21 protein-coding genes are annotated in these 23185 nt (G+C 66.4%); 7 read left to right on the top strand and 14 right to left on the bottom strand.

Features of this window, described 5'->3' with window-relative positions:
* Positions 1-10: 10 nt before the first annotated feature.
* The 3 genes from ATF69_RS11115 to ATF69_RS11105 all read right to left on the bottom strand — a co-directional run bounded on the left by ATF69_RS11115 (position 11) and on the right by ATF69_RS11105 (position 3446).
* Positions 11-1336: an HlyD/EmrA/EmrK family protein gene (locus ATF69_RS11115; RefSeq protein ID WP_146870980.1), complete on the bottom strand. Its 1326-nt coding sequence runs from the start codon at positions 1334-1336 to the stop codon at positions 11-13.
* Positions 1337-1399: 63 nt separating this feature from the next.
* Positions 1400-2878 carry an efflux transporter outer membrane subunit gene (locus ATF69_RS11110; RefSeq protein ID WP_146870979.1) on the bottom strand — a complete coding sequence of 493 codons (1479 nt, stop codon included), beginning with the start codon at positions 2876-2878 and terminating at the stop codon, positions 1400-1402.
* Positions 2879-2912: 34 nt separating this feature from the next.
* Positions 2913-3446 carry a MarR family winged helix-turn-helix transcriptional regulator gene (locus tag ATF69_RS11105; RefSeq protein ID WP_099730170.1) on the bottom strand — a complete coding sequence of 178 codons (534 nt, stop codon included), beginning with the start codon at positions 3444-3446 and terminating at the stop codon, positions 2913-2915.
* Between the two features lie 330 nt (positions 3447-3776).
* Here ATF69_RS11105 and ATF69_RS11100 point away from each other — a divergent pair, with 330 nt between their 5' ends.
* Positions 3777-4742, top strand: a complete 966-nt coding sequence (locus tag ATF69_RS11100) for a ketopantoate reductase family protein (RefSeq protein ID WP_146870978.1) — start codon at positions 3777-3779, stop codon at positions 4740-4742.
* A gap of 11 nt (positions 4743-4753) precedes the next feature.
* Here ATF69_RS11100 and metE read toward each other — a convergent pair whose 3' ends face one another.
* Complete coding sequence (gene metE, locus ATF69_RS11095) at positions 4754-7135, bottom strand: 5-methyltetrahydropteroyltriglutamate--homocysteine S-methyltransferase (protein ID WP_146870977.1); 2382 nt, start codon at positions 7133-7135, stop codon at positions 4754-4756.
* 108 nt (positions 7136-7243) lie between these two features.
* Between metE and ATF69_RS11090 the strand changes: the two genes are divergently transcribed.
* Entirely contained in the window at positions 7244-8182 is a 939-nt protein-coding gene (locus ATF69_RS11090) for a LysR family transcriptional regulator (RefSeq protein ID WP_146870976.1), read from the top strand.
* Here ATF69_RS11090 and ATF69_RS11085 read toward each other — a convergent pair.
* On the bottom strand, positions 8160-8591 hold the full coding sequence (locus tag ATF69_RS11085; protein ID WP_146870975.1) for a nuclear transport factor 2 family protein: 432 nt from the start codon (positions 8589-8591) through the stop codon (positions 8160-8162). The genes ATF69_RS11090 and ATF69_RS11085 overlap by 23 nt on opposite strands.
* A gap of 97 nt (positions 8592-8688) precedes the next feature.
* On the opposite strand from ATF69_RS11085, the gene ATF69_RS11080 reads away from it, so the two are divergent.
* Together ATF69_RS11080 and ATF69_RS11075 are read left to right on the top strand one after the other, a co-directional pair.
* On the top strand, positions 8689-9555 hold the full coding sequence (locus ATF69_RS11080; RefSeq protein WP_146870974.1) for a LysR family transcriptional regulator: 867 nt from the start codon (positions 8689-8691) through the stop codon (positions 9553-9555).
* 110 nt (positions 9556-9665) lie between these two features.
* Positions 9666-10967 carry a M20/M25/M40 family metallo-hydrolase gene (locus ATF69_RS11075; protein ID WP_108497416.1) on the top strand — a complete coding sequence of 434 codons (1302 nt, stop codon included), beginning with the start codon at positions 9666-9668 and terminating at the stop codon, positions 10965-10967.
* A 65-nt stretch (positions 10968-11032) separates the two neighbouring features.
* Here the strand turns inward: ATF69_RS11075 and ATF69_RS11070 are convergent, their stop codons facing one another.
* The 4 genes from ATF69_RS11070 to ATF69_RS11055 all read right to left on the bottom strand — a co-directional run bounded on the left by ATF69_RS11070 (position 11033) and on the right by ATF69_RS11055 (position 14625).
* Positions 11033-11998: a 2-hydroxyacid dehydrogenase gene (locus ATF69_RS11070; RefSeq protein WP_146870973.1), complete on the bottom strand. Its 966-nt coding sequence runs from the start codon at positions 11996-11998 to the stop codon at positions 11033-11035.
* Between the two features lie 76 nt (positions 11999-12074).
* The gene (locus ATF69_RS11065; protein WP_056062526.1) at positions 12075-12539 is read right to left on the bottom strand and encodes a nuclear transport factor 2 family protein; all 465 of its coding nucleotides are present in this window, start codon (positions 12537-12539) and stop codon (positions 12075-12077) included.
* A gap of 153 nt (positions 12540-12692) precedes the next feature.
* A complete protein-coding gene (gene kdgD / locus ATF69_RS11060) occupies positions 12693-13604 on the bottom strand; it encodes a 5-dehydro-4-deoxyglucarate dehydratase (protein ID WP_146870972.1) in 912 nt (303 codons plus the stop codon).
* Positions 13605-13653: 49 nt separating this feature from the next.
* Positions 13654-14625 (bottom strand): Bug family tripartite tricarboxylate transporter substrate binding protein, encoded by a 972-nt coding sequence (locus tag ATF69_RS11055; protein WP_146870971.1) that lies wholly within the window; start codon positions 14623-14625, stop codon positions 13654-13656.
* Positions 14626-15007: 382 nt separating this feature from the next.
* Here ATF69_RS11055 and ATF69_RS11050 point away from each other — a divergent pair, with 382 nt between their 5' ends.
* Both ATF69_RS11050 and ATF69_RS11045 read left to right on the top strand, forming a co-directional pair.
* A complete protein-coding gene (locus ATF69_RS11050; RefSeq protein ID WP_146870970.1) occupies positions 15008-16105 on the top strand; it encodes a lactonase family protein in 1098 nt (365 codons plus the stop codon).
* Between the two features lie 100 nt (positions 16106-16205).
* Complete coding sequence (locus ATF69_RS11045; protein WP_056644750.1) at positions 16206-17198, top strand: Bug family tripartite tricarboxylate transporter substrate binding protein; 993 nt, start codon at positions 16206-16208, stop codon at positions 17196-17198.
* Between the two features lie 69 nt (positions 17199-17267).
* Here ATF69_RS11045 and ATF69_RS11040 read toward each other — a convergent pair whose 3' ends face one another.
* Positions 17268-17591: a helix-turn-helix domain-containing protein gene (locus tag ATF69_RS11040; RefSeq protein ID WP_146870969.1), complete on the bottom strand. Its 324-nt coding sequence runs from the start codon at positions 17589-17591 to the stop codon at positions 17268-17270.
* A 228-nt stretch (positions 17592-17819) separates the two neighbouring features.
* On the opposite strand from ATF69_RS11040, the gene ATF69_RS11035 reads away from it, so the two are divergent.
* Positions 17820-19856, top strand: coding sequence for a tetratricopeptide repeat protein (locus ATF69_RS11035; protein WP_146870968.1), 2037 nt, complete (start codon positions 17820-17822; stop codon positions 19854-19856).
* 34 nt (positions 19857-19890) lie between these two features.
* Here ATF69_RS11035 and ATF69_RS11030 read toward each other — a convergent pair whose 3' ends face one another.
* The 4 genes from ATF69_RS11030 to ATF69_RS11015 form a co-directional block, all read right to left on the bottom strand.
* Positions 19891-20217, bottom strand: a complete 327-nt coding sequence (locus ATF69_RS11030; protein WP_108497174.1) for an EthD family reductase — start codon at positions 20215-20217, stop codon at positions 19891-19893.
* A gap of 114 nt (positions 20218-20331) precedes the next feature.
* Positions 20332-22179: an ABC transporter ATP-binding protein gene (locus ATF69_RS11025; RefSeq protein WP_146870967.1), complete on the bottom strand. Its 1848-nt coding sequence runs from the start codon at positions 22177-22179 to the stop codon at positions 20332-20334.
* Positions 22180-22256: 77 nt separating this feature from the next.
* Positions 22257-22724, bottom strand: a complete 468-nt coding sequence (locus ATF69_RS11020; protein ID WP_146870966.1) for a CopD family protein — start codon at positions 22722-22724, stop codon at positions 22257-22259.
* A gap of 135 nt (positions 22725-22859) precedes the next feature.
* Positions 22860-23180 carry a hypothetical protein gene (locus tag ATF69_RS11015; RefSeq protein WP_133246252.1) on the bottom strand — a complete coding sequence of 107 codons (321 nt, stop codon included), beginning with the start codon at positions 23178-23180 and terminating at the stop codon, positions 22860-22862.
* Positions 23181-23185 lie beyond the last annotated feature (5 nt).

Raw genomic sequence — 23185 nt, 5'->3', positions numbered from 1 at the left:
TCAACCCCGCTTACTGCACCACCGGGGATTGCACGGCGGGCTGCGCCGGGGCCGATGCATGCTTTTGCGCCTGCACTGCGGGCTGGCTGCTCACCTTGGGCGACGCCACGGCCAAGGCGGCCTTGCCATTGCGGCCCAGGTTGGCGGCGATGATGTGCGCCACTTCGTCGTCGGCCGCCTTGAATTGCTCGTCGAACACAGCCGTGGCGGCCACGGGCGTGGTGCGCTGGGTGTCGGCCAGCGTCTTGCCGCTCTGGTCGGCGGTGTCCACCTTGACTTCCATCGACAGGCCCACGCGCAGCGGGTGCTCTGCCACTTCCTTGGGGTCGAGCGCAATGCGCACTGGCACGCGCTGCACCACCTTGATCCAGTTGCCCGTGGCGTTCTGTGCGGGCAGCAGCGCAAAGGCAGCGCCAGTGCCGGCGCCCAGCCCGGTCACCGTGCCGTGGTACGTGACCTTGGTGCCGTACACGTCGGCTTCCAGCTCGGCGGTCTGGCCGATGCGCAGGGTCTTGAGCTGGCTTTCCTTGAAGTTCGCGTCCACCCACAGGTCGTTCAGCGGCACCAGCGTCATCAGCGGGGCGCCGGCCTGCACACGCTGGCCCACTTGCACGCCGCGCTTGGCCACGTGGCCGTCCAGCGGGGCGACCAGCTGGGCACGCTGCACGGCCAGGTAGGCCTCGCGCACGCGGGCCGAGGCACGCTGCACATTGGGGTGCTGCTCGACCGAGGTGCCTTCGGTCTGCGTCTGGCTGGCGGCCAGTTGTTCTTGTGCGGCCAGTACGGCCGACTGGGCGGCGGCCACGATGCTCTTGGCGGCGGCCAGCTGAGCGGTGGCGTGCTGGAACTCTTCTTTGCCCACGGCACCGCTGGCCATCAGCGGGGTGCGGCGGTTCACGTCGTCCTGGGCGCGGGCAGCATCGGCCTGGGCACGGGCCAGGTCGGCGCTGCGCAGGCTGACCTGGGCCTTGAGCGTGGAGTTGTTGGCATACAGGGTGCGCACTTCGCGCACCGTCTGGGCGAGCTGGGCCTCGGCCTGCTCCAGCGCCACGCGGGCGTCAGCGGGGTCGAGCTTGACCAGCAACTGGCCGGCCTTCACATAGTCGGTGTCGTCAGCGCCGATGGACACCACGGTGCCGCCGATCTGCGGCGTGATCTGCACCACGTTGCCGGCCACATAGGCGTTGTCGGTGGTCTCGACATGGCGGCCATTGGCCCAGTGCCAGCCGCCCCAGCCGATGGCCACCAGCGCGACGGCTGCGGCGATGAGGGTAAGGCCGCGGCGGCGGGCGGTGTTGGCTTCGTTGGCGGTGAGGGGTTCGCTGTTGGCGGTCATGGCTGTGGTCTTTCAGGAATGTGTTGTTATGTGTTTTTGAATGAGTACGGTGCGGTGGGCCGGTCAGTGCGCGGCGGCGGTGTGCAGCACGGCCGTGTCGTCCGTCCAGCCGCCACCCAGGGCCTTCATCAGCACCAGGCGCGTGTCGAGCTGGCGGGCGCGCAGGTCCACGGCCAGGCGGCGCTGGGCCAGTACCTGGCTTTCGGTGGAGAGCACCACCAGGTAGTTGCCTAGCCCTGCGCGGTAGCGCTCCTGCGCAAAGCGGTAGGCTTTTTCGGCACTGGCCACGGCCTCGTCCTGCAAGGCCTGCTGGCGGGTGAGCGACTGGATGGAGGCCACGGCGTCGCCGGCTTCCTTCACCGCATCGAGCACGGCGCCGTTGTACTGGGCGATGGCCACGTCCAGCTCGGCGGCGCGACCGCCCAGCTGGGCGCGCAGGCGGCCGCCGTCAAAAATGGGCAGGCGCAGCGCGGGCGTCACGCCCATCTGGCGCGAGCTACCGTTGAACAGCCGGTCCAGCCCCAGCGAGTTCAGGCCAATGAACGCGCCGATGTTGATGTTGGGATAGAACTCGCTGCGCGCGCTGTTCACACCTTGCGTTGCCGCTTCCACGCGCCAGCGCGCGGCCACCACATCGGGGCGGCGGCCCAGCAGGTCGGCACCCAGCACCTCGGGCACGGCAGTGGGCTGCAGGGCGGCAAGGCGGGGCGTGAGCTGGGGCAGGGCGTCGGGCGCCTGGCCGGTCAGCACGGCCAGTTGGCGGCGGCCCAGGGTGATCTGCTCTTCGAGCGCTTCGATTTGTGTGCGGGCATCGGGCACAGCGGCCTGGGCCTGGGTCAGCTCGACCTGGCTGTCAAGGCCGGCAGAGGTGCGCTCTTGCGTGAGCTTGCGCTGTTCTTCCCGTTGCTCCAGCGCGCGCGTGGCCACATCGCGCTGGGCCACCAGCCGGGCCAGCGCCACATAGCTGCGCCCCACCTGGGCGGCCAGGGTGTTGGCGGCGGCGGCTGCATCGGCCTGGGCGGCGCGGGCCTGGCCCAGCGCAGCCTGCAGCTCGGCAGCGTGCTGGCCAAAGAAGTCGGGCGACCAGCTCAGCGTGGCCTGCACGGTGCCGCTGTTGTATGTGTTGCCAGCCACCGGGGCAGGCACCAGCCCGTTGGCGGTGTAGCGCTGGCGGGTGGCGTCCACGCCCAGCGTGGCTTGGGGGCCGTTGGCGGCCTCACGCACCTGGCTCAGGGCCACGGCTTGCTCCAGGCGGGCGCGGCTCACGGCCAGGCTGGGGTTGCCTTGCAAGGCGGTGTCGATCAGGGTGTTGAGCTGTTCATCGCCCAGCGCCTTCCACCATTGGCTGGTGGCCACCACGTCGGTGGTGGTTGCGGTCAGGCCAGCGGCGGCCGGGGTGGTTTGCGCCAGCGGTGTGTGGGCCGGGCCGGGGTTGGCGCAGCCCACCAGCAGCAGCGCGGCGGCCAGGGCAACGGCCGATACCGCCAGATGGGCGGCGAGGGCAGAGCGGGTGGACAGGGAGGTGGGGGCAGTGACGGTCACGGAAATCTCCAGGGGGCAGGGCAACAGGGCGGGGTCAACCGGCTGCGGGTTCGGTGGGTGAGGGGGTCTGCTGGCGCAGCGCTTCGCCGTTGGCCAGCATGCGGCGCAGCATGGACAGCAAAAGCTGCCACTCGTCATGGCTGAAGTCGCTGAGGTGGCCGTTGAGCACGTCGGCCAGCACGGGGGGCACCAGGGCTGCAATGCGCTGACCCTCGGCCGTGAGCCTGAGCTGCACGACGCGGCGGTCCACGGTGGAACGCTCCCGCACCACCAGACCCTTGGCCTCCATGCGGTCGAGCGACCGGGTCATGGAGGCGGGGTCGGTCTCCAGGTCACGCGCCAGGCTGGCCACGGTGGCGGTCTCGCACAGGGACAACTTGAACAGTGGCAGCCACTGGGCGTAGGTGAGTTCGTGCAAAGACAGCTGGGCATCGGCCTGCGTGCGGATGGACGACATCACCTTGCGCATCAGGTAGCCGACGCTGTTTTCGGGCACCAGCTTGCTGGGGTCGTAGTGCTCGGCGTTGTAGAACGCGGGGGCTTGGCTGGGTTCGGGAGGGGCTGACATGGGTGGGAAATTTAATTGACTAGACAATTATTGTCTTTGCATTGATTAAATTCCTGACACTGGAGAGGGGCCTTTGAGCGGGGTGGGAGCACACGAACGGGAGGTAACGGACGGGGGTTCGCGGTGCTGAAAATGGCGCGAGTGAAGGGAGTGCGCCCCTGAAAGCAGCCTTGCAGAATGTCAATTTGCTACGTATTTGATAGCTGATAAGGCATGTTCGACTAGCGCATCAGCCCAAAAACCCTTGATTTTTGGTGCGCAGGCTGCCGCCTATATAGTGGGGCGCCTTGTTGACCGCCCCTTCTGTGACTTGCCCACCGGGACACCGCCATGACCGCTGCTGCTGATTCATCTGCCTCCCTGCCCACTGCCTTGGACATTGCACCGCCCCTGCGTTTTGCCGTGATGGGCGCGGGTGCCGTGGGCTGCTACTTTGGTGCCTTGCTCGCCCGGGCGGGCCATGCCGTAACGCTCATCGGGCGGCCCGCCCACGTGCTGGCCGTGCGCGACAACGGTCTGCGGCTGCAGACGGCGGCGATGGATGTGCAGGTGCCCCTGGCGGCCAGCACCGAGGCCAGCGCGGTGCATGGCGCGGACGTGGTGCTGTTCTGCGTGAAGTCGTCCGACTCGGAAGACGCCGCGCAGCAGATTCGCCCCCATTTGGCCCCTGGCGCGCTGGTGCTGACCTTGCAGAACGGTGTGGACAACGACGAGCGCGTGCGCGCCGTGCTGGACGCCAGCACCCCCGTGGCAGCCGCTGTGGTCTATGTGGCTACTGCCATGGGCGGCCCCGGGCATGTGGTGCACCATGGCCGGGGCGAGCTGGTGATTGCACCTTCGCCGCGCAGCGACGAGGTGGCCCGCCAGCTCACGGCGGCGGGCATTCCCACCCAGGTGTCAGACAACGTGCGTGGCGCGCTCTGGGCCAAGCTGCTGCTCAACAGCGCCTACAACGCGCTGTCGGCCCTGTCGCAGCAGCCCTACGGCCCGCTGGTGCAGGTGCCCGGCGTGACGCAGGTGATTGCCGACATCGTGGCCGAGTGCCTGGCGGTAGCTGCTGCTGACGGAGTGACGATTCCGGGCGATGTGCAGGCGGCGGTGCGCGGCATTGCCAGCACCATGCCCGGGCAGTATTCGTCCACCGCGCAGGATCTGGCGCGTGGCAAACCCACCGAGATCGACCACCTGAATGGCTATGTGGTCAAGCGCGGCGCCGCCTTGGGCGTGCCGACGCCGCTGAACCACGCGCTGCAGGTGCTGGTCAAGTTGGCCGAGATCAAGCGCGCTGCTGGCTGAACCGGGGGCCGTCAGGCCAAGGCCGCCTCTTCCAGCAACCGCTCGCGCACTTCCTGCGCGGCCTGCACCATGTGGCGCAGGGCGGCTTCGGTCTCGGGCCAGCCCCGGGTCTTGAGGCCGCAATCGGGGTTCACCCACAGGTGCTCCACGGGCACGACCTCGGCGGCTTTTTCCAGCAGCGCAGCCATCTCCTGCACGCCAGGCACGCGGGGCGAGTGGATGTCGTACACGCCAGGGCCGATCTCGTTCGGATATTTGAAGTCGCCAAAGCCCTGCAACAACTCCATGTCCGACCGGCTCGTCTCAATCGTGATCACATCGGCATCCATGGCCGCGATGGCGGGCAGGATGTCGTTGAACTCGCTGTAGCACATGTGGGTGTGGATCTGCGTGTCATTGCGCACGCCGCTGGCACTGATGCGGAAGGCGCGCGTGGCGCGCTCCAGATAGCTCTTCCACCCCGCGCGGCGCAGCGGCAGCCCTTCGCGGATCGCGGGCTCGTCGATCTGGATGATGGCGATGCCGGCGGCTTCGAGGTCGCACACCTCGTCGCGGATGGCCCAGGCGATCTGGTCGGCCGTGGTGGCGCGGGGCTGGTCGTCGCGCACAAAGCTCCATTGCAGGATGGTGATGGGGCCGGTGAGCATGCCTTTCATGGGTTTGGCGGTGAGGCTCTGCGCGTACTGCGTCCAGGCCACGGTCATGGGCGTGGGACGGGCCACGTCGCCGTAGATGATGGGCGGCTTCACGCAGCGCGAGCCATAGCTCTGCACCCAGCCGTTGGCGGTGAAGGCAAAGCCGTCGAGCTGCTCGCCAAAGTACTCGACCATGTCGTTGCGCTCGGCTTCGCCGTGCACCAGCACGTCAATGCCCAGGGCTTCCTGCTTGCGCACGGCCAGGGCAATTTCAGCTTCCATCTTCTGTTGGTAGTGGGCCGCATCCAGTGCCCCGCGCTTGAAGGCGGCGCGGGCCGCGCGGATCTCTGCCGTCTGCGGGAACGAGCCAATCGTGGTGGTGGGCAACAGCGGCAGCTTCAGCCGTGCGCGTTGGGCCTTTTGCCGAGCAGGGAAGGCGTTGGCGCGCTGATCGGCCCCTGGCGCGGCCGCGGCAATGCGGGCCGCCACGGTGGCGCGGTGCACACGCGGGCTGGCGCGGCGGGCGGCCAGGGCGGTGCGGGCGGCGTGCAGTTCGTCGTCTACCGCCGCTTCGCCTTGCGACAAGGCGGTGGCAAGCACGCGCAGCTCATCGAGTTTTTCCACCGCAAACGCCAGCCACGACTTCACCTCGGCATCCAGCTGCGTCTCGGCCTGCAGGCTGAACGGCACATGCAGCAGAGAGCACGACGGTGCCAGCCACAACTCGCCCTGGTGCTTGTCGGCCACGGGGCGCAGTTTGGCCAGCGCCGCATCCAGGTCGGTGCGCCAGATGTTGCGGCCGTCCACGATGCCCACCGACAGCACTTTGTGCGACGGCAACCAGTCGGCCACGCCCACCAGTTCGTCAGGGGCGCGCACGGCGTCCACATGCAGGCCGGCCACGGGCAGCTGGCAGGCCAGGCGCAGGTTCTCGGCCAGGGGCGAGAAGTAGGTGGCCAGTAGCAGCTTGGGCGCGCTGCGGGCGAGTTGCCAGTAGCTGGGCTCAAAGGCGTGGCGCCACACGTCGGGCAGGTCCAGGCCCAGGATGGGTTCGTCGATCTGCACCCATTCCACGCCCTGGGCCTTCAGGCGTGCCAGCACGGCTTCGTACACGGGCAGCAGGGACTCCAGCAGGCTGAATCGGTCGAAGCCCGCCGTTTTGGATTTGCCCAGCCACAAGAAGCTCAGCGGCCCCAGCAGCACGGCCTTGACGCGGTGGCCCAGTGCTTGGGCCTCGGCCACTTCGGCAAACAGGCGCTCACTGGCCAGGTGGAACTGGGTGTGGGCGCTGAACTCGGGCACGAGGTAGTGGTAGTTGGTGTCGAACCACTTGGTCATCTCCAGTGCGGGCTGGCCTGCGGTGTGGTGCTTGGCGGTGCAACCGGCGCTGCAGCCTGCGTGGTCAGGTGTGGTGTGGGCCGACACGCCGCGTGCCATTGCAAAGTAGCGGGCCAGCTCGGGCGTGTGGGCATCAAAGCCAAAACGTGCAGGCTCGCAGCCCAGCAGTTGGATGTGGTTGGCCACATGGTCGTACAGAGCAAAGTCGCCCACGGTCACAAAGCCGAGGCTCGCATCGGCCTGCGCCTGCCAGTGCAACTGGCGCAACTGGGCGGCCGTGGCCTGCAGATCGGCCTCGCTGCTGTCACCGCGCCAGAAGGATTCGAGCGCGAATTTCAGCGCACGCTGCGCCCCCATGCGCGGAAAGCCCAGGGTGTGCGTGCGCACAGGGCGGCGGGTGGTTGGAGCAGCGAGCGACATGGTGATTTCCTTCTTCTGAATGGAGCAATGCAATGAAGGCACCGATGGTCGCGCGGGCTCGTTTATTATTCAAACGAAAGTTTTAGTCGGTCAACTTGAAAATTAATAATGAACCAGTCGATTCTGGAAGTGCGCCACCTGCGCACGCTGGTGGCCTTGCGCGACAGCGGCAGCCTGGTGCGGGCCGCGCAGTTGCTCAACCTCACGCAGTCGGCGCTGTCGCACCAGATCAAGCTGCTGGAAGACCGCTACGGCCAGCAGCTGTTCGAGCGCAAATCGGTACCGCCGCAGTTCACTGCCGTGGGCGAGCGGCTGCTGGCCCTGGCCGATGCCATGCTGCCCCAGGTGGAAGGCGCCGAGCGCGACATCGCCCGCCTGGTGCTGGGGCAGGGTGGGCAGATGCGCATTGCGGTGGAATGCCACACCTGCTTTGACTGGCTGATGCCCGCGATGGACGCCTTTCGCACCCGCTGGCCCGAGGTGGAGCTGGACATCGTGAGCGGCTTTCATGCCGACCCCGTGGGCCTGCTGCACCAAGGCCGGGCCGATGTGGCCATCGTGTCGGAGGTGGATAGTGATGAGGCAGGCGTGGACTATCACGCGCTCTTTGGTTTCGAGATCCGCGCGCTGCTGGCCAACACACACCCGCTGGTGGCCAAGCCGCACCTGGTGGCGCAGGACTTTGCCGACCAGACCATCATCACCTACCCCGTGCCCGACGAAATGCTGGACCTGATCCGCCAGGTGCTGGAGCCCGCCGGCGTGCGCCCCCCGCGCCGCACCACCGAGCTCACGGTGGCCATGCTGCAGCTGGTGGCCAGCGGGCGCGGCGTGGCGGCGCTGCCGCTGTGGGCGGTGCAGAGCTACCTGGACCGGGGGTATGTGACGGCGCGGCCCATTGCGGCAGGACCTGGCGAAAAAGGCCTGCGCGGCGAGCTGCACGCGGCCAGCCTGCCCAGCCTGTCGGCCAAACCGTACCTGCAGGACTTTGTGCAGGTGACGCGCGAGACCAGTTTTGTGACGCTCAAGGGCGTGGAGCTGTTGTGACCGGATCAGGCGCGTACTTGTCGCCCACCTCCTCGCGCAGCGGGTGGGTGTCGTAGACGATGTTCATGTCGCGGATGCGGGTGCTGCCCGCGTCGAAGGTGAACACATCCACGCAGGTGAACGTCACTTCGCGCCCATCGTTCAATGTCCAGTCGTAGCGGAAGTAGGCGGCGACCCGCACGGCGCCGCCGTTGTCTGGTTGCGCGGAGACGAACAGATCCAGCACGGTGATCACGCTGCCGCTGGAAGCCTGGGCGAGCTTTTGGAAAAAGTCGCTCGCGCGCATGGTGCCCAGAAAGGGCGAATGCACCACGCCATCGTCTTCAAAGCAGGCAATCAGCCCGTCGGTGTGGCTGGCGTGCAGGTGGGCAAGGTAGGTGCGGACAGTGTCGATGGGGGTGTGGCTCATACGTGGCGATGCAAAGGGCGTGGAGTGGAGTGCGTAGCGTCGCCAACTCCGCGCCGCACGACAAGAGACAATGGTGGCTTATACATAAAAGGTGTTTATGTATCTGCGCTACCTGCAATACCTCCACGCGGTCATCGAACAGGGCTCGTTCGCCTTGGCGGCCAAGGCCTGCGGCGTGTCGCAGCCTGCGATCAGCCATGGCATGAAAGCACTGCAAGCCCACTTCGCGCAGCCCTTGCTGGTGCGGGAGGGGCGCCGCCATGTGCCCACCGACCTGGCCCGGGCCGTGGCTGTGCAGGCCCTGCCCCTGGCACAAGGGGTGGAGGCGCTGCCCCGCGCTTCGGTGACTGCGGCAGACCGATACCTGCTGCGGGTGGGGCTCACGTCTTCAGCGGCGCTGGTCTGTGGGCCGCTGCTGTACGCCAGCTGGTGCCTGCCCAACGCCCGGCGCTCCCTGGAGATGGCGACAGCCGATGAAGGCAGCCTGCTGGACGGCCTGCTGCAGCGGCGCTTTGATGCGGTCATCGCCCCCAAGCCGCGCAAGTTTGTGCACCCCGACGTGGTGGAGCGGCCCCTGTACGAGTTGCATCCCCAGGTCTATGCGCGCAAAGGCCACCCATTGGCCCGGGCCCCGTCGCTGGTGCAACTGCAGGGCGCTGCATGGGCCTGTGTGGGGCCCAGCGTCAGCGGGCCGGTGGATGTGTTGACGGAAGCGCACCGTGTGCGCCGCATGCCCGTGCCCAAGATGTCCGTGCGCTGCCCCGACTTTGCCAGCCTGTTGCACCTGGTGGCGCAGTCCGACCTGCTGGCTGTTGTGCCGCACCCTGCGTTGCTGGGCGGCGCGTCCACGCTGGTGGCGCCCCTGCGGCTGGCGGAATCTCTCCCGCTGTATGGCATGTGGCTGTTTGAACCCAGGGGCCACAAGTCACGACTGGGCCCCGAGGTGTTTGCGCCTGCGGGCTGAGTCTGGCGCGCAGGCGCTGACCGAAACATTGCAAGGAGGATCAGTGTTTGAAATTGGTGTTGCAAGACTCCATAATCGCTTTCCTCATCTTTTCACCGAGCCTTCGCACCATGCACCATCCGCAGCGCCGCCCACACTCAGCCCCTTCGTTTGTCCGCCCCCTGATGGCCTCGCTGGCGCTGGCGTTTGCCGCCGCCGTGGCCCACGCTGCGCCGGTGGCTGATGTCCATGCGCTGGCCCAGAAGGAGCAGCAGCCGCTGCTCGACACCCTGCGTGACCTGGTGCATATCGAGTCGGGCAGCAAGGACATCGAAGGCCTGAACCAGATCGCCGAGCGCATTGCCAGCCAGCTCAAGCAATTGGGCGGCACGGTGGATGTGCTGCAAACCAGCGACATCTACCGCCTCGACGACACCCCCGAGAAGGTGGGCCCTGCAGTGCAGGCCGTGTTCAAGGGCACGGGCAGCAAGAAGATCATGCTCATCGCGCACATGGACACGGTGTACCTCAAAGGCATGCTCAAAGGCCAGCCGTTCCGCATCGATGGCGACAAGGCCTATGGCCTGGGCATTTCGGACGACAAGCAGGGCATCGCGCTCATCATCCACACCGTGGCCTTGCTGCAAAAGCTCAACTTCAAGGACTACGGCACGCTCACCGTGCTGATCAACGGCGACGAGGAAATCAGCTCGCCCGGCTGGCGCAGCACCATCACTCGTGTGGCGTCCGAGCAGGACGTGGTGTTGTCGTTCGAAGGCGGCGGCACCGACGGCACGCTGCGCCTGGCCACCAGCGGCATTGGGGCGGCTTACCTTACGGTGCAGGGCAAGGCATCGCACGCCGGGGCCAAGCCCGAGGATGGCGTGAACGCGCTGTATGAGCTGTCGCACCAGCTGCTGCAAATGAAGGACTTGTCCAAGTCCGACGAGGGCCTCAAGCTGAACTGGACGGTGTCCAAGGCAGGTACCAACCGCAACGTGATTCCGGCCGAAGCCACGGCCCAGGCCGATGCGCGCGCGCTGCGTGTGGCGGACTTTGACGGGCTGGAGAAAGGCCTGCAAGAGAAGGTCAAGAGCAAGCTGCTGCCCGCATCCAAGGTGGATGTGAAGTTTGAAGTGCGCCGCCCGCCGCTGGAGGCCAGCGACGCATCCCGCCGCGTGGCGGGTTACGGCAAGGTCATTTACCAGGAGCTGGGCATGTCGCTCAATGTGGTGGAGAAAGCCACGGGCGGCGGCACCGACGCAGCGTTTGCGGCGCTCAAGACCAAGGGCGCGGTGGTGGAGGGCATGGGCCTGTCGGGCTACGGCGCGCACTCCAACGATGCGGAGTACGTGCAGATCAACACCATCGTGCCGCGCCTGTACCTCGCCACGCGAATGATCATGGACATCTCGCGCGACCGCGTGAAGTGACACGCTGAGCTGCTCCACACCCTCCCTGTGAGGGCAGCTGCGTTACACAGGGCGCCGTGGCGGGCTCAAGCGCCCGGCGTGCCCGGCACCGGCGTGCGCACGGTGACCGTCGCAAAGAAGGATGCCAGGTTCTCCAGCACCAGGTCTGCCATGGCGCGGCGGGTTTCGTGGGTGGCGCTGGCGGTGTGCGGTGTCAGCACCACGTTGTCCAGCGCCATCAGCGCGGCGGGCACGCTGGGTTCGTTCTCAAACACGTCCAGCCCGGCGCCCGCAATGCGGCGCTCGGTCAGCGCATCGATCAGTGCCGCCTCGTCCACCACAGTGCCACGCGCCACATTGATGAGAAATCCGGTGGGGCCCAAGGCCTCCAGCACATCGCGGTTGACGAGGTGGCGCGTTGCAGCGCCGCCTGCAACGGTGAGCACGAGGTAGTCGGCCCATTGCGCCAGCGCGGTCACCGACTCGAAGTAGGGCAGTGCGCATTCCTGCGCCGGGCGGCGGTTGTGGTACCCCACCTCCATGCGAAACCCGCTCGCACGCTCGGCCACGGCCTGCCCGATGCGGCCCATGCCCACGATGCCCAGCCGCTTGCCGGACACTCGGGTGCCCAGTGCGTATCTGGCCTTCGGCCATTCACCACGGCGCACAAAACGGTCGCTGGCGGCCACGTGGCGTGACACATCCAGCATCAGCGCGAACGCCATGTCGGCCACACAGTCGTTGAGCACGCCGGGTGTGTAGCCCACCTGCACACCACGGGCCTTGGCTGCATCGATGTCCAGCGCATCAAAACCTACGCCAAAACTGCTGATGACCCGAAGGTTGGGCAATGCCGCAATGACTTCGCCCTTGAGGCCGATGGCTGCGGTGGTCACCACCCCCGTGAACTCTGCACCGTGCGACGCCAGAAAAGCCGCTGGATCGGGCTGGTCGGCCAGGCAGGCGACGCTGTAACGGGCAGCCAGTTCGGCTTCCAGTGCGGGAAGGGGCAGGCGGCCGATTTGCAGGATGCGAGGGGGAGTCGTGGTCATGGTTTCGTGGGGCAACAGTGCCAAAAAATGCAAGGGGCGGCATACGGCGGCACACAGCCGCCCCGATGTGTCTACATCATGCCGCGACGCGCACGGCCTGGCGCGCCAGCAGCTTCCACTGGCCCCCTTGCTGTTGCCACACGCCCAGGATCTTGATCTGCACCTTGCCGGGCTTGCCCGAATCGTTGGTGTCGGCCGTGAGGGTGTGGCGCACGATGGCGGTGTTACCCACCACCTTGATGGTCTGGTCGGTGATGGCGATGGTCACGAAGTCGGACTTGCCAGCGATCAGGTCGCCGATGAAGCTGTCCTTGGTGTCCACGCGGCCGCCCGAATGGCCGTAGCTCAGGTCGTCGGCGACGAGGGCGGTCAGTGCAGCGGGCGTGGGGTCGATCATGGCCACGCGCAGCTTTTCTGCGGCGGCAGCCACTGCCTGTTCGGTCGATGCCGAGGAGGCTGTGGCTGCCGCACCCGTGGCGCAACCTGCGAGCGCGGCAATGGTCACGGCAGCGGCCGCGGCGAGAACGATTTGCTTGAACATTTTGTCTGTCTCCGTTGTTGTGTTGGGGTTTTGGGAATGGGCGTGCCACGACTGCCTCCGGACCTGTGCACGGCCGGGCCCGGGGTGTAGGGGTGTCTGCAATGGGAGCAAAAAACGAGGGCCTGGTGAACCAGGCCCTGCGCCAGGCCGCGCTTACTGCGGCCCAAGCTTGTCAATCAGCGCCTTGAGCTCTTCCATCTCGCTGGGCTTGAGGTCCGTCAGCGGCGCCCGCACCGGCCCGCCGTCATGGCCCACGATGCGCGCACCCGCCTTGATGATCGACACGCCATAGCCCTCCACCCGGTTGCGGATGGCCAGGTACGGCATGAAGAACGACTTGAGCAGCCGGTGCTGCGTGGCCGTGTCATCGCTGGCCACCGCCTTGTAGAACTCCATCGCCGTCTTGGGGATGAAGTTGAAGACCGCCGACGAATACACCGGCGTGCCCAGCGCCTTGTAGGCAGCGGCATACACCTCCGCCGTGGGCAGACCGCCCAGGTACGAAAAGCGGTCCCCCATCTTCATGTAGATGGACGACATGGTCTCGATATTGCCCACACCGTCCTTGAACCCCACCAGGTTCGGACAACGCTCGGCCAGGATGGCCAGGGACTCGGCCGTGAGCTTGGTGCGGTCGCGGTTGTAGACGATCACACCGAACTTCACGCTCTTGCAGACCTGCTCCACATGGGCAATCAGGCCTTCCTGGCCAGCTTCGGTCAGGTAATGGGGCAGCAGCAGGATGCCATGGGCGCCCAGACGCTCGGCCTCCTGGGCATGGGCAATGGCCGTGCGGGTGGGGCCACCGGCACCGGCAATGATCGGCACCTTCCCCCGGCAGGTATCCACGGCCGTCTTGATGACCTCGCTGTATTCGGGGCCCGAGAGCGAGAAGTACTCACCCGTGCCACCGGCGGCAAACAGGGCGCTGGCGCCGTAGGGGGCGAGCCACTCCAGGCGCTCGATGTAGGTCTTGGGGCGGAAGTTGCCCTGCTCGTCGAAGTCGGTGATGGGGAACGAGAGCAGGCCGGAGCCCATGATGGTTTTGAGTTCTTGCGCGGTCATGGTCATTGCAGCGGGAGAGGATGGTGAATGAAACGGGTGTCTGTGGCGCTCAGTCGAGCTTGATGTTGGCGGCCTTCACCACGCTGGCCCAGCGCGCGCGTTCCTTGGAGAAGAACTGGTCCTGTTCGGTGGAGGTCATGGTCACCACTTCGGCGCCCTGGCCGGCCAGGCGCGAGCGGATCTCGGGTGCGCGGATGGCAGTGATGAGCGCCTTGTTGAGCTTTTGCACGACCGCATCGGGTGTGCCGCGTGGCAGCAGCACGCCTTGCCAGGTGCCGGACTCGTAGCCGGTCACACCTTGCTCGGCAATCGTGGGCACGTCACCGATCAGCGGCATGCGGGTGGACTTGGAAACGCCCAGCACCTTGAGCTTGCCGTTTTGTACCTGGGGCAGGGTGGCTAGCATGCCGTTCATCAGCACCTGGGTCTGGCCGGCCACGGTGTCCTGAATCGCGGTGACGCCGCCCTTGTAGGGGATGTACTGCCAGCGTGCGCCGCTGGCGCGCTCCAGCGCCACGCCGGCAAGGTGAGGAGCACTGCCGGTGGCCGTCACGGCAAAGTTCAGCTCGTTCTTCTTGGAGTAGGCGATCAGCTCCTTGAGGTTGTTGACCGGCACCGAGGGGTGCACTACCAGCAGGTGGGGCGAGTAGGCCAGCATGGTCACACCGCGCAGGTCTTTGGAGGGGTCGAACGACAGCTTGGTGTAGACCGAGGGGCTGATCGCCAGCGCGCCCACATCACACAGCAGCATGGTGTAGCCATCGGGCTCGGCTTTGGCCACAAAGTCGGCACCCAGGTTGCCATTGGCGCCGGGCTTGTTCTCGACGATCACGCTCTGCTTGAGCGATTCGGACAGCGCCTGACTGATCGAGCGCGCAATGATGTCCGAGCTGCCGCCTGGTGGGTAGGGCACCACGATGCGCAGTGTCTTGGCAGGCCATTCAGCGGTCTGGGCCGTGGCAGAAGCTGCCGCCAGAGCGGCAGTGCAGGCCAGAAGAATTGCGCGACGTTGCAGGCTCATGGAATGTCTCCGTGTGTTTGTGTTGTTAGTCATCGTACAACTGGATCGAAAAATATGCAATCCATGCTGGTGTCATTCAGTGCATGTTTAGGGGGATTTCAGGGTTTGTACTGAGATTTTTGGCCCAGAAAAATCCAGAGATTGTTGACTGGCGGGTGTTTCGAGGTTGTAAGTGACCTCGGGTAATCCCTTTCTCTGTCAGCGCTAAAGATGGGTCAGAATGCATTCCTTGTTGTATGACGACATATCACAATCACCAGATGCTGCAGCAATGAATCGCCCTGCGAATGGCGTCTCCGGGCGCAGCAGAACCACCACAACCTCACTGGCGGGCGCGCTTCAGAGTCGCAGTCCAGCCGAAGGCACTCCCAGGGGACCGAGCATGACCATCCCATTTCGTATCCGTCACCGCGTCGCGCCCGTGATGCTGGCCGTTGCAACCGCGCTGGGCGTACAGGCTGTGCAGGCAGCCACCTGGGTGTACGTGGCCAATGCAGACAGCCAGGATGTGTCGGTGCTGGAGCTGGACCGCGCCGCCGGGACGCTCAAGACCGTGGACACCACGGCACTGGGCGGCGCTGCCATGCCCATGGCCGTCAGCCCGGACAAGCGCGTGCTCTATGTGGCATTGCGCTCGCAGCCGTTTCGGGTGGTCAGCCTGGCCATTGACCCGGCGAGCGGCAAGCTGCGCAAGCTGGGCGAGGCGCCGTTGGCCGACAGCATGGCCAATATCGACACCGACGCCACCGGGCGCTGGCTGTTCGCAGCCTCCTACCCCGGACACAAGATCACGGTCAACAGCATTGGCAAGGACGGTGTCGTGGGAGCGGTGCAGCAGCTCATCCCCACCGCGCCCAACGCGCACGCCATCCACGCGGACGCAGCCAACCGCTATGTCTTTGCTACCAGCCTGGGTGGCGACCACCTCTCGGCCTGGAAGTTTGATGCAGAGACCGGCAAGCTCACCGCCCACGAGCCTGCGCTGACCCCCGTGGCGCCCGAAAAGTCCGGCCCCCGCCACTTCGTCTGGAGCGGCGACCAGCGCCACCTGTATCTGCTGGACGAACTGGATGCGGCCGTGCATGTGATGGCCTACGACAAGGAGCGTGGCACGCTGCGCCCGCTGCAGCGCACCACGGCATTGCCCGCAGGTTTTGCGGGCAAGCCCTGGGCCGCCGACATTCACCTATCGCCCGATGGCCGCACGCTGTATGCGTCGGAGCGCACGTCCAGCACGCTGAGCGCATTTCGCGTCGATGCCGCCACCGGGCAGCTGCAGCCCCTGGGGCATGTGCCCACCGAAAAGACGCCGCGCGGTTTTGCGGTGGACGCGTCAGGTCGCTTCCTGATCGCAGCGGGACAGGAGTCGCACCACGTCGCACTGCACCCCATTGACCCCGCGACAGGCCTTCCCGGTGTGCCCACCCGCGTTCCGGTGGGTAAGAACCCCAACTGGATCGAGATCGTCGATATGCCCTGAGCGAGTAAGGGCGCGCGTTCACAGGCTGCACCGACAACAGGCCTCCGCAGGCGCCCTCGCTCTTTGCCCCCTTTTTTCATTGCCCCTAGGAGACAAACACATGCAACGCAGAACCCTGGTCCAATCCGCAGCCCTGGCAGCTGCAGGCGCGCTGATGGCGCTGCCCGCCATGGCCCAGACCACCTGGCCCACCGGCAAAGCCATCAGCTACGTGGTGCCCTTTGCCGCCGGTGGCACCACTGACACCCTGGCCCGACTGATCGGCCAGCAACTCGGCACAGCCCTGGGCACCACGGTGGTGGTGGAGAACAAGGGCGGTGCGGCAGGCAGCATCGGCTCGGAGGCTGCCGCGCGCTCGGCCCCGGATGGCTTCACGCTGCTGGGTGGCACGGTCAGCTCGCATGCCATCAACATCAGCCTGTACCCCAAGCTGGGCTACGACCCCATCAAGTCGTTCAGCCCCGTCACGCTGATCGGCACCAACCCGGTGGTGCTGGTGGTGTCGGCCAACAGCCCTTATAAAACCCTGAAAGACGTGCTGACGGCCGCCAAGGGCAAGCAGGGCGGCCTGTCGTCTGCGTCCGCCGGCACGGGCAGCTCACAGCATCTGGCGGTGGAACTGCTGGCCTACAAGTCGGGCGTGAAGTTCACGCACATCCCCTACAAGGGCAGCGGCCCCGCCATCCAGGACGTGATCAGCGGCCAAGTGGACATGATGTTCGATACCACCGTGGTGGCCGCACCGCACATCCAGAGCGGCAAGCTGCGCGCCATTGCCGTCACGTCGCCCAAGCGCCTGGCCTCCATGCCCGACGTGCCCACGGTGGCAGAGTCGGGTGTGGCCGAGCTCAAGGACTTCGAGGTGCAGTCCTGGCAGGCGATTTTTGTGCCGGCCGGCACGCCCACCCCAGTGGTGAGCCGCCTGCACGACGAGATCCGCAAGATCCTCGCCCAGCCCGACATGCAGACCCGCCTCAAAGGTTTTGGCATGGAGCCTGCCGACATGAGCGTGGCCCAGATCGCCACCTTCCAGAAGGCCGAAGTGGACAAATGGGCGCAGGTCATCAAGGCGGCCAATATCAAGGTGGACTGATCGCCCGGCCGATCCTGTTTTCTTCCTGTAGAGACTTGGCGGAACTGCCTTTGGGCCGTTCCGCCTTTTTTATTGCGGGTTGGGCGCTGGCGCGCTCGCGGGGGCGTCCGTCGATGGCGAGCGATGTGCGAGCACGAGATCGGGATGCTGTCCGGTGAGCAACAGAAACATCGCGAACACGGGTCCCTGCATGTTGCGCTCGTCGGTCATGCTCTCCAGCGCCTGCCAGGTGCGCGACTGCACGCCGCCCCGGCTGCCGGTCTGCAGTGGGTAGCCCATGAGTTCGGCAGCTTGCGCCTGGCTGAGCCCGGCTGCAACGCGCGCGGCCTTGAGCTGCTCGCCGGTGGGCACAGGCATCGCAAGGGCCATAACGGAAATGGGTGACTGGGACATGGTTTGCTATAAAAAAAAGAGCTATTGGCACATAGAGTATGGGCGCTACAGCCCATTTTTACTCAAAACGGCAGCAGATATCCGGGTGTGGTGCTGGCACATCACTGGACAAAACAGAGAGGTGCCGCGATGCAGGCTGGCGGAGGGCGCTTCTAGAATTTGCTCGCACTTGACGAGCGTCAACACAAACAACAAGCCGCATTCCGAGCGGCATCCGAGGAGGGAGCCGTGAGTTACACCATCCAGATCTGGGAGAAGCCCGCTGATTGGCCCTGGCCCGCCACCAAGGCCGAGGCGGACGCGCAGTACGAGCGCGTGGAGGCCGGCCCCCAGGTGCCGATGAACCCCCAATTCACTGCCTGGGCCCGGGCCGTCGAACAGCGCTTTGCCGGGTTCTGGGACATTTACCTCGGTGGTCCTGACATCACCGACCCGACCTTTGGCGTCGGCATCAACACCCGCTTTCCGGATTGGGGCCCGCCGTTTGACGATGGCTGGGAGCAGGCGGCCCGCCTGGGCCTGAATCTGTATGACCCACAAAGTGGCGTGCACTACCTGGCCAATGGCGACGCCCCTGAGGAGCCCGACTTGCAGGTGCGCCATGCGGTCCGTGCGCGGCAGGCGGGCGATGACGCCAAAGCCTGGGCCGAGTACCGGCGCTGGGCCGCGCGGGGCAACCCCCATGCGCTGTATGCGCTGGGTCGGGCCCTGCGTTTTGGCACCATGGGCCAGCGCAGGCACTTTGACCTGGCGGCTGCACTGCAGCTCATGGGCGCGCACGATGCGGAGACCCGCAAGGACGCCCAAGCCTTCTACGAGCGCTTTCCAGACAAGGCGAAGGCCCGCGTTCAGGCTCTGATGGCACGGCTGAAGGCCGCCCCGGGCGAGCCACTGCTGCAGATCGTGGACGAAGAGCGCAAGGCGGTGGATGACGCCGTGGCCCGCAGCGAGCAACTGGCCTTGTACTCGCGCAAGCGCATCGAAGCGGCAGACGCACTGGAGCCCGCGGCGGCCCAGGGCCATGAGGTGGCCGCGTTTCTGCAGGCGCTGGAGACCGTGATCGGCTGGGAGCAACCGAACTTTGAGAACGCACGCTCCTGGTGCCAGCGCGCGGCGGACTGGGACCATGAACCCGCCAAACGCCTTTTGGCCGTGATGTTCGAGCGAGGTTGGGGTGGACCGGCGGATGCGCAGCAAGCCGCCAAGTGGAACGCCGCTGCGCAAGAGCAGCGGCAGCGGGTGCAGCAAAAGCAGCAGGCCCAGCAAGCGTCAGAGTCGCCCGGCGGCCTCAGCCTCGCGCCCATGGCTGCGGCTTCGTCCGGACCCGGTGCCGCAGCGCCCCTGGTGTGGACTGGCAACCCCCTGCGCGACCTGCCGGGCTGGTACGCCCGCGAGGGCGATCCGCACGCCGCGTTTCACCGGGGCACCAGCGATGAGCATGGCCGCTATGGCGGCCCCGTGAACCTGGCCCAGGCCCGCGCCTGGTATGCCCAGGCGGCCGAGGCGGGCCACGCCGACGCCACCTACAACCTGGGCACCTTCATCGAAAGCGGCAAGGGCGGTCCCAAAGATGCCCTGGTGGCCAAGGCGTTGTTCATGCTGGCCAATACGCGGGGCACCACCATGCAGGTGGTCGACCTGCGCATCAAGCCGCAAGAGCAGGGGCCCGTGCGGGCGCTGGTGATGGCACTGCGCGAGCCGGGGCGGCTGCGTGCCGTGCTGCAAGAGCGGGGACTCGCACCGAACCTGCCGGCGCCGGTCGGGGCAGCCATCGGGCCGGTGGGTATCGCGGCAGCGGCCGGCCTGTCCGCAGGCGAATGGGGGCGCGGTGATGGAGCCCAGCCCTCGCCAGCCGCAGCCAGGCCGCCCCAACCCCAGACTCCGCGCTCGCAGGCTCCCAGCCCCTCGCGCAGCCGTACGGGTCAGACGCATCCCGGGGATGAGGGGGACGAAGACGATGCCTATGAAGGTGCCCGCTACGGGCGCTCCACCTCAGCGTTTGCCTGGCACCTGGGCCATGCCGCGCTGGGCATCGGTGTGGCCAACGGGGCATTGCTCATGGCCTTCTTCAAGCCCGGGGCCAGCTTTCGCGTGGGCATGGTGGTGCTGGGCCTGATCGCGGCGCTGGGCGCCTGGCGCACAGCGCGCGACTTTGACTGGTCGCCCCTGGCGCGCGCGGTGGTCGCCGCGCTGGCTGCCATCCCTTTGCTGGGCATGGGCGTGTGCCTGGGTCTGCTCTTCAAGGCCTTGCGCGAACGCGGGTAGTGGCGGACCCAACCACCGCATACCCCCGAGGCAGTCAGGCGGTCACAGGGTGCTCCAGCATCTGCGCAAAGTACGACTCGGGCTGGATGTTGGTGTAGTTGGGAATGTCTGCCGACAGCTCAGCCATCGTCGCCTTGGCGGCCGTTTGGGCCTGCCTCAGGTCGCTGAAGAACGCGTTGGTCAGCGCCACCACCTGGCCCGGGCGCGGCTCGCCAGGGTAGAGAACACGGTCGCTCTCCAGCCGCACCAGGCCCAGCGGCTGCAATGCTGCGCGGGCGATGCGCATGTGCTCGGAGTGGTAGTAGTCGTGGTTGAAGGTGGCGCCTTCACGCCAGCGGTAAACGGCGGTGACTTTGATCATCGGTGCGATTCCATCCGGTGGTTGAAACCCGCCACCGTAGGGACAACACACCCGCCGCACAGCCGCGTGCGCGACAGCGTGTCGCCCAGGCGGCTCGTGTCCGTCCTCGCCGACTCAGTCTTCCTCCGATTCGCCCAGGAACCCGCCGCTCTGGTGGCCCCACAGCCGGGCATACACGCCGCCCTGGCCCAGCAGCTGGGCGTGTGTGCCTTCTTCCACAATGCGGCCCGCGTCCATCACGATGAGGCGGTCCATGGCGGCAATGGTGGACAGGCGGTGGGCAATGGCGATCACCGTCTTGCCCTGCATCAAGCCGTCCAGGCTTTGCTGGATGGCCGCTTCCACCTCGGAGTCGAGCGCGCTGGTGGCTTCGTCCAGCAGCAGGATGGGCGCGTCTTTCAGCATCACGCGTGCAATGGCCACACGCTGGCGCTGGCCACCCGAGAGCTTGACGCCGCGTTCGCCCACATGGGCGTCATAGCCGGTGCGGCCCTGCAGGTCGGTGAGTGTGGCGATGAAGTCTGCGGCCTCTGCACGCGCGGCCGCCTGGTGCAGGTCGGCCTCGCTGGCATCGGGGCGGCCGTACAGGATGTTGTCGCGCATGGACCGGTGCAGCAACGAGGTGTCCTGCGTGACCATGCCGATGTGGCGGCGCAGGCTGTCCTGGGTCACGTGGGCAATGTCCTGTCCGTCGATGAGGATGCGGCCGGACTGCACATCGTGAAAGCGCAGCAGCAGGTTGACCAGCGTGGACTTGCCCGCGCCCGAGCGGCCAATCAGGCCGATCTTCTCGCCGGGGCGGATGGTGAGGTTGAGGCGGTCGATGACCGGACGGGCATCGGGGCCGCTGCCGTAGGCAAAGCTCATGTCCTCAAAGCGTACCTCGCCCTGGGTCAAGACCAGGGGCTTGGCGTCGGGGGCATCAACCACGGCGCGCGGTCGGGTCAGCGTGTTGATGCCGTCCTGAATGGTGCCCACGCTTTCAAACAGGGTGGTCATCTCCCACATCACCCAGTGCGCGTGGCCCGATACGCGCAGCGTCATCGCGGTGACAGCCGCCACGGCACCCGCCCCCACCTCGCCGGCGGACCATAGCCACAGGGCCGTGCCGCACGCGCCGAGAATCATGGCCACCACCAGCAGCTGGTTGACGATCTCGAACAGGCTCACCAGGCGCATCTGCGCATAGCCGGTCAGCTTGAACGCGTCCATGGCGGCACGGGCGAATTCGGATTCGCGCCGCGTGTGCGAGAACAGCTTGACGGTGGCAATGTTGGTGTATGCGTCGGTGATGCGCCCGGTCATCACCGAGCGCGCGTCGGCCTGTGCCTTGCCCACCTGGCCCAGGCGCGGCACAAAGTACCAGCAGGCCAGGCCATAGGCCCCCATCCACGCGGCAAACGGCAGCAGCAGCCGCGCGTCAAACCCGGCCAGCAGCACAAGGATGGTCACCAGGTAGATGCCCATGCCAATCACCACGTCGGTGGTCGTGAAGATCATGTCGCGCACGGCCAGCGCGGTCTGCATGATCTTGGTGGTGATGCGGCCCGCAAACTCGTCGGCGTAGAACGCCATGCTCTGGCCCAGCATCAGCCGGTGAAAGTTCCAGCGCAGCCGCAGCGGAAAGTTGATGGCCAGCACCTGGTGCTTGATGCTGGTCTGCAAGGCGACCAGCACCACCGATACCAGCAGCAGCGCAGTGATGCCGATCAGCGCCGCTTTGCGTTCGGCCCATAGCGTGCCCGGAGACGCGGACGTGGAGATCCAGTCCACCACCACGCCCAACACGGCAAACAGCAGGGCTTCGTAAATGGCAATGGCTGCGGACAAACCTGCCATGGCGGCCACGTAGCCACGCAGGCCACGGGTGCCGTCCCGCACAAAGGCCAAAAAGGCCTTGGGAGGCAAGTGCGGCTCTGCAGCGGGGTAGGGGGGAAGCCGGCTTTCGAAGAAACGGAACAACGTCAAAACTCCTGGGGCCACGCGGTGCGTGCTGCCGCGCGGGGCAGCAGCCTGCGGGCCCATCCAATCAATAGACCCTAGACCAGCAGCGTGACCACGACGATCACCACACCCAGCGCCAGGTTCACGCCCACCCAGCTGCGGATGCTGCCCAGGGCCTTGGCGCCGCTGGGCCAGTCCGACGCTGCCACAGCACGCTGCAGGCGCCGGAACAACGCAAAGCGGATATGGCCGAAGATGGCCATCATCACCAGGCCCAGCGTGGCCATGATGGTCCAGTCAAGTGGCATGGAGAACACACCGCCCGTCTGAACGGCCTGCTTGGCCGCGCGGCCGATCATCCACAGGCCGCTGCCCAGCACCAGCACCACGGCGGCAGTGACTGCCGCAAAAAAGCGCTGCAGCACGTCATGCATCAGCCGCACGCGATGCGGGGGCTCCAGCGACTGCGCGGCAGGCCGCAGAAAAAAATGGGCGAACACCATGCCTCCCACCCACACGACGATGGACAGGACATGGACAAGCTTCAAGGCGTTGTAGAGCATGGGTGCGTGGCGCTGGGCGCCGAGTGTGGTGAAGTGACCCAGGGATGGGCCAGAGCATCCGGCCGGGGGGTTGCGAATGCCAGGCCGCATTGTGCGGTGATACGCCTGCGGCGGTGAACCTCGACCCAAGAACCCCTATGTGTCTGCGTGGCCATGTGGCTTGTGCAAGAGTGCCTTGGCCAGGCGCCACATTGGGGGCAGCAGCAGGGCCGTGACCATGGGCACCCACACGGCCAGATAGCACCAGCTGGCCGGCCCGCTGTGGCCCACGCTTTCGATGCCTGTCGTGCGCTCCACCCATGACCACACCGGATAGAGCATCAGCGTGACGGCAAGGGCCACCGGCAAGGCCGCCACAGCCAGACCCAACCGTACCGCGCACTGCAGTACAAGCGGCTTGGTCCCGTTGTATGCCCCCACCGAAGTCGCCTCAGAGCCAGGGACGGACGTGTGCAAGACGG

It is taken from the genome of Acidovorax delafieldii, from assembly GCF_007993815.1.
GTDB lineage: Bacteria > Pseudomonadota > Gammaproteobacteria > Burkholderiales > Burkholderiaceae_C > Acidovorax > Acidovorax delafieldii.
This window is presented reverse-complemented; position numbering and strand designations above follow the sequence as displayed.

Bases quoted from the DNA above. Each gene is read 5' to 3' on its own strand.
- ATF69_RS11115 (WP_146870980.1), bottom strand. From the start codon at position 1,336: ATGACCGCCAACAGCGAACCCCTCACCGCCAACGAAGCCAACACCGCC.
- ATF69_RS11105 (WP_099730170.1), bottom strand. From the start codon at position 3,446: ATGTCAGCCCCTCCCGAACCCAGCCAAGCCCCCGCGTTCTACAACGCC.
- ATF69_RS11100 (WP_146870978.1), top strand. From the start codon at position 3,777: ATGACCGCTGCTGCTGATTCATCTGCCTCCCTGCCCACTGCCTTGGAC.
- metE (WP_146870977.1), bottom strand. From the start codon at position 7,135: ATGTCGCTCGCTGCTCCAACCACCCGCCGCCCTGTGCGCACGCACACC.
- ATF69_RS11090 (WP_146870976.1), top strand. From the start codon at position 7,244: ATGAACCAGTCGATTCTGGAAGTGCGCCACCTGCGCACGCTGGTGGCC.
- ATF69_RS11085 (WP_146870975.1), bottom strand. From the start codon at position 8,591: ATGAGCCACACCCCCATCGACACTGTCCGCACCTACCTTGCCCACCTG.
- ATF69_RS11080 (WP_146870974.1), top strand. From the start codon at position 8,689: ATGTATCTGCGCTACCTGCAATACCTCCACGCGGTCATCGAACAGGGC.
- ATF69_RS11075 (WP_108497416.1), top strand. From the start codon at position 9,666: ATGCACCATCCGCAGCGCCGCCCACACTCAGCCCCTTCGTTTGTCCGC.
- ATF69_RS11070 (WP_146870973.1), bottom strand. From the start codon at position 11,998: ATGACCACGACTCCCCCTCGCATCCTGCAAATCGGCCGCCTGCCCCTT.
- ATF69_RS11065 (WP_056062526.1), bottom strand. From the start codon at position 12,539: ATGTTCAAGCAAATCGTTCTCGCCGCGGCCGCTGCCGTGACCATTGCC.
- kdgD (WP_146870972.1), bottom strand. From the start codon at position 13,604: ATGACCGCGCAAGAACTCAAAACCATCATGGGCTCCGGCCTGCTCTCG.
- ATF69_RS11055 (WP_146870971.1), bottom strand. From the start codon at position 14,625: ATGAGCCTGCAACGTCGCGCAATTCTTCTGGCCTGCACTGCCGCTCTG.
- ATF69_RS11050 (WP_146870970.1), top strand. From the start codon at position 15,008: ATGACCATCCCATTTCGTATCCGTCACCGCGTCGCGCCCGTGATGCTG.
- ATF69_RS11045 (WP_056644750.1), top strand. From the start codon at position 16,206: ATGCAACGCAGAACCCTGGTCCAATCCGCAGCCCTGGCAGCTGCAGGC.
- ATF69_RS11040 (WP_146870969.1), bottom strand. From the start codon at position 17,591: ATGTCCCAGTCACCCATTTCCGTTATGGCCCTTGCGATGCCTGTGCCC.
- ATF69_RS11030 (WP_108497174.1), bottom strand. From the start codon at position 20,217: ATGATCAAAGTCACCGCCGTTTACCGCTGGCGTGAAGGCGCCACCTTC.
- ATF69_RS11020 (WP_146870966.1), bottom strand. From the start codon at position 22,724: ATGCTCTACAACGCCTTGAAGCTTGTCCATGTCCTGTCCATCGTCGTG.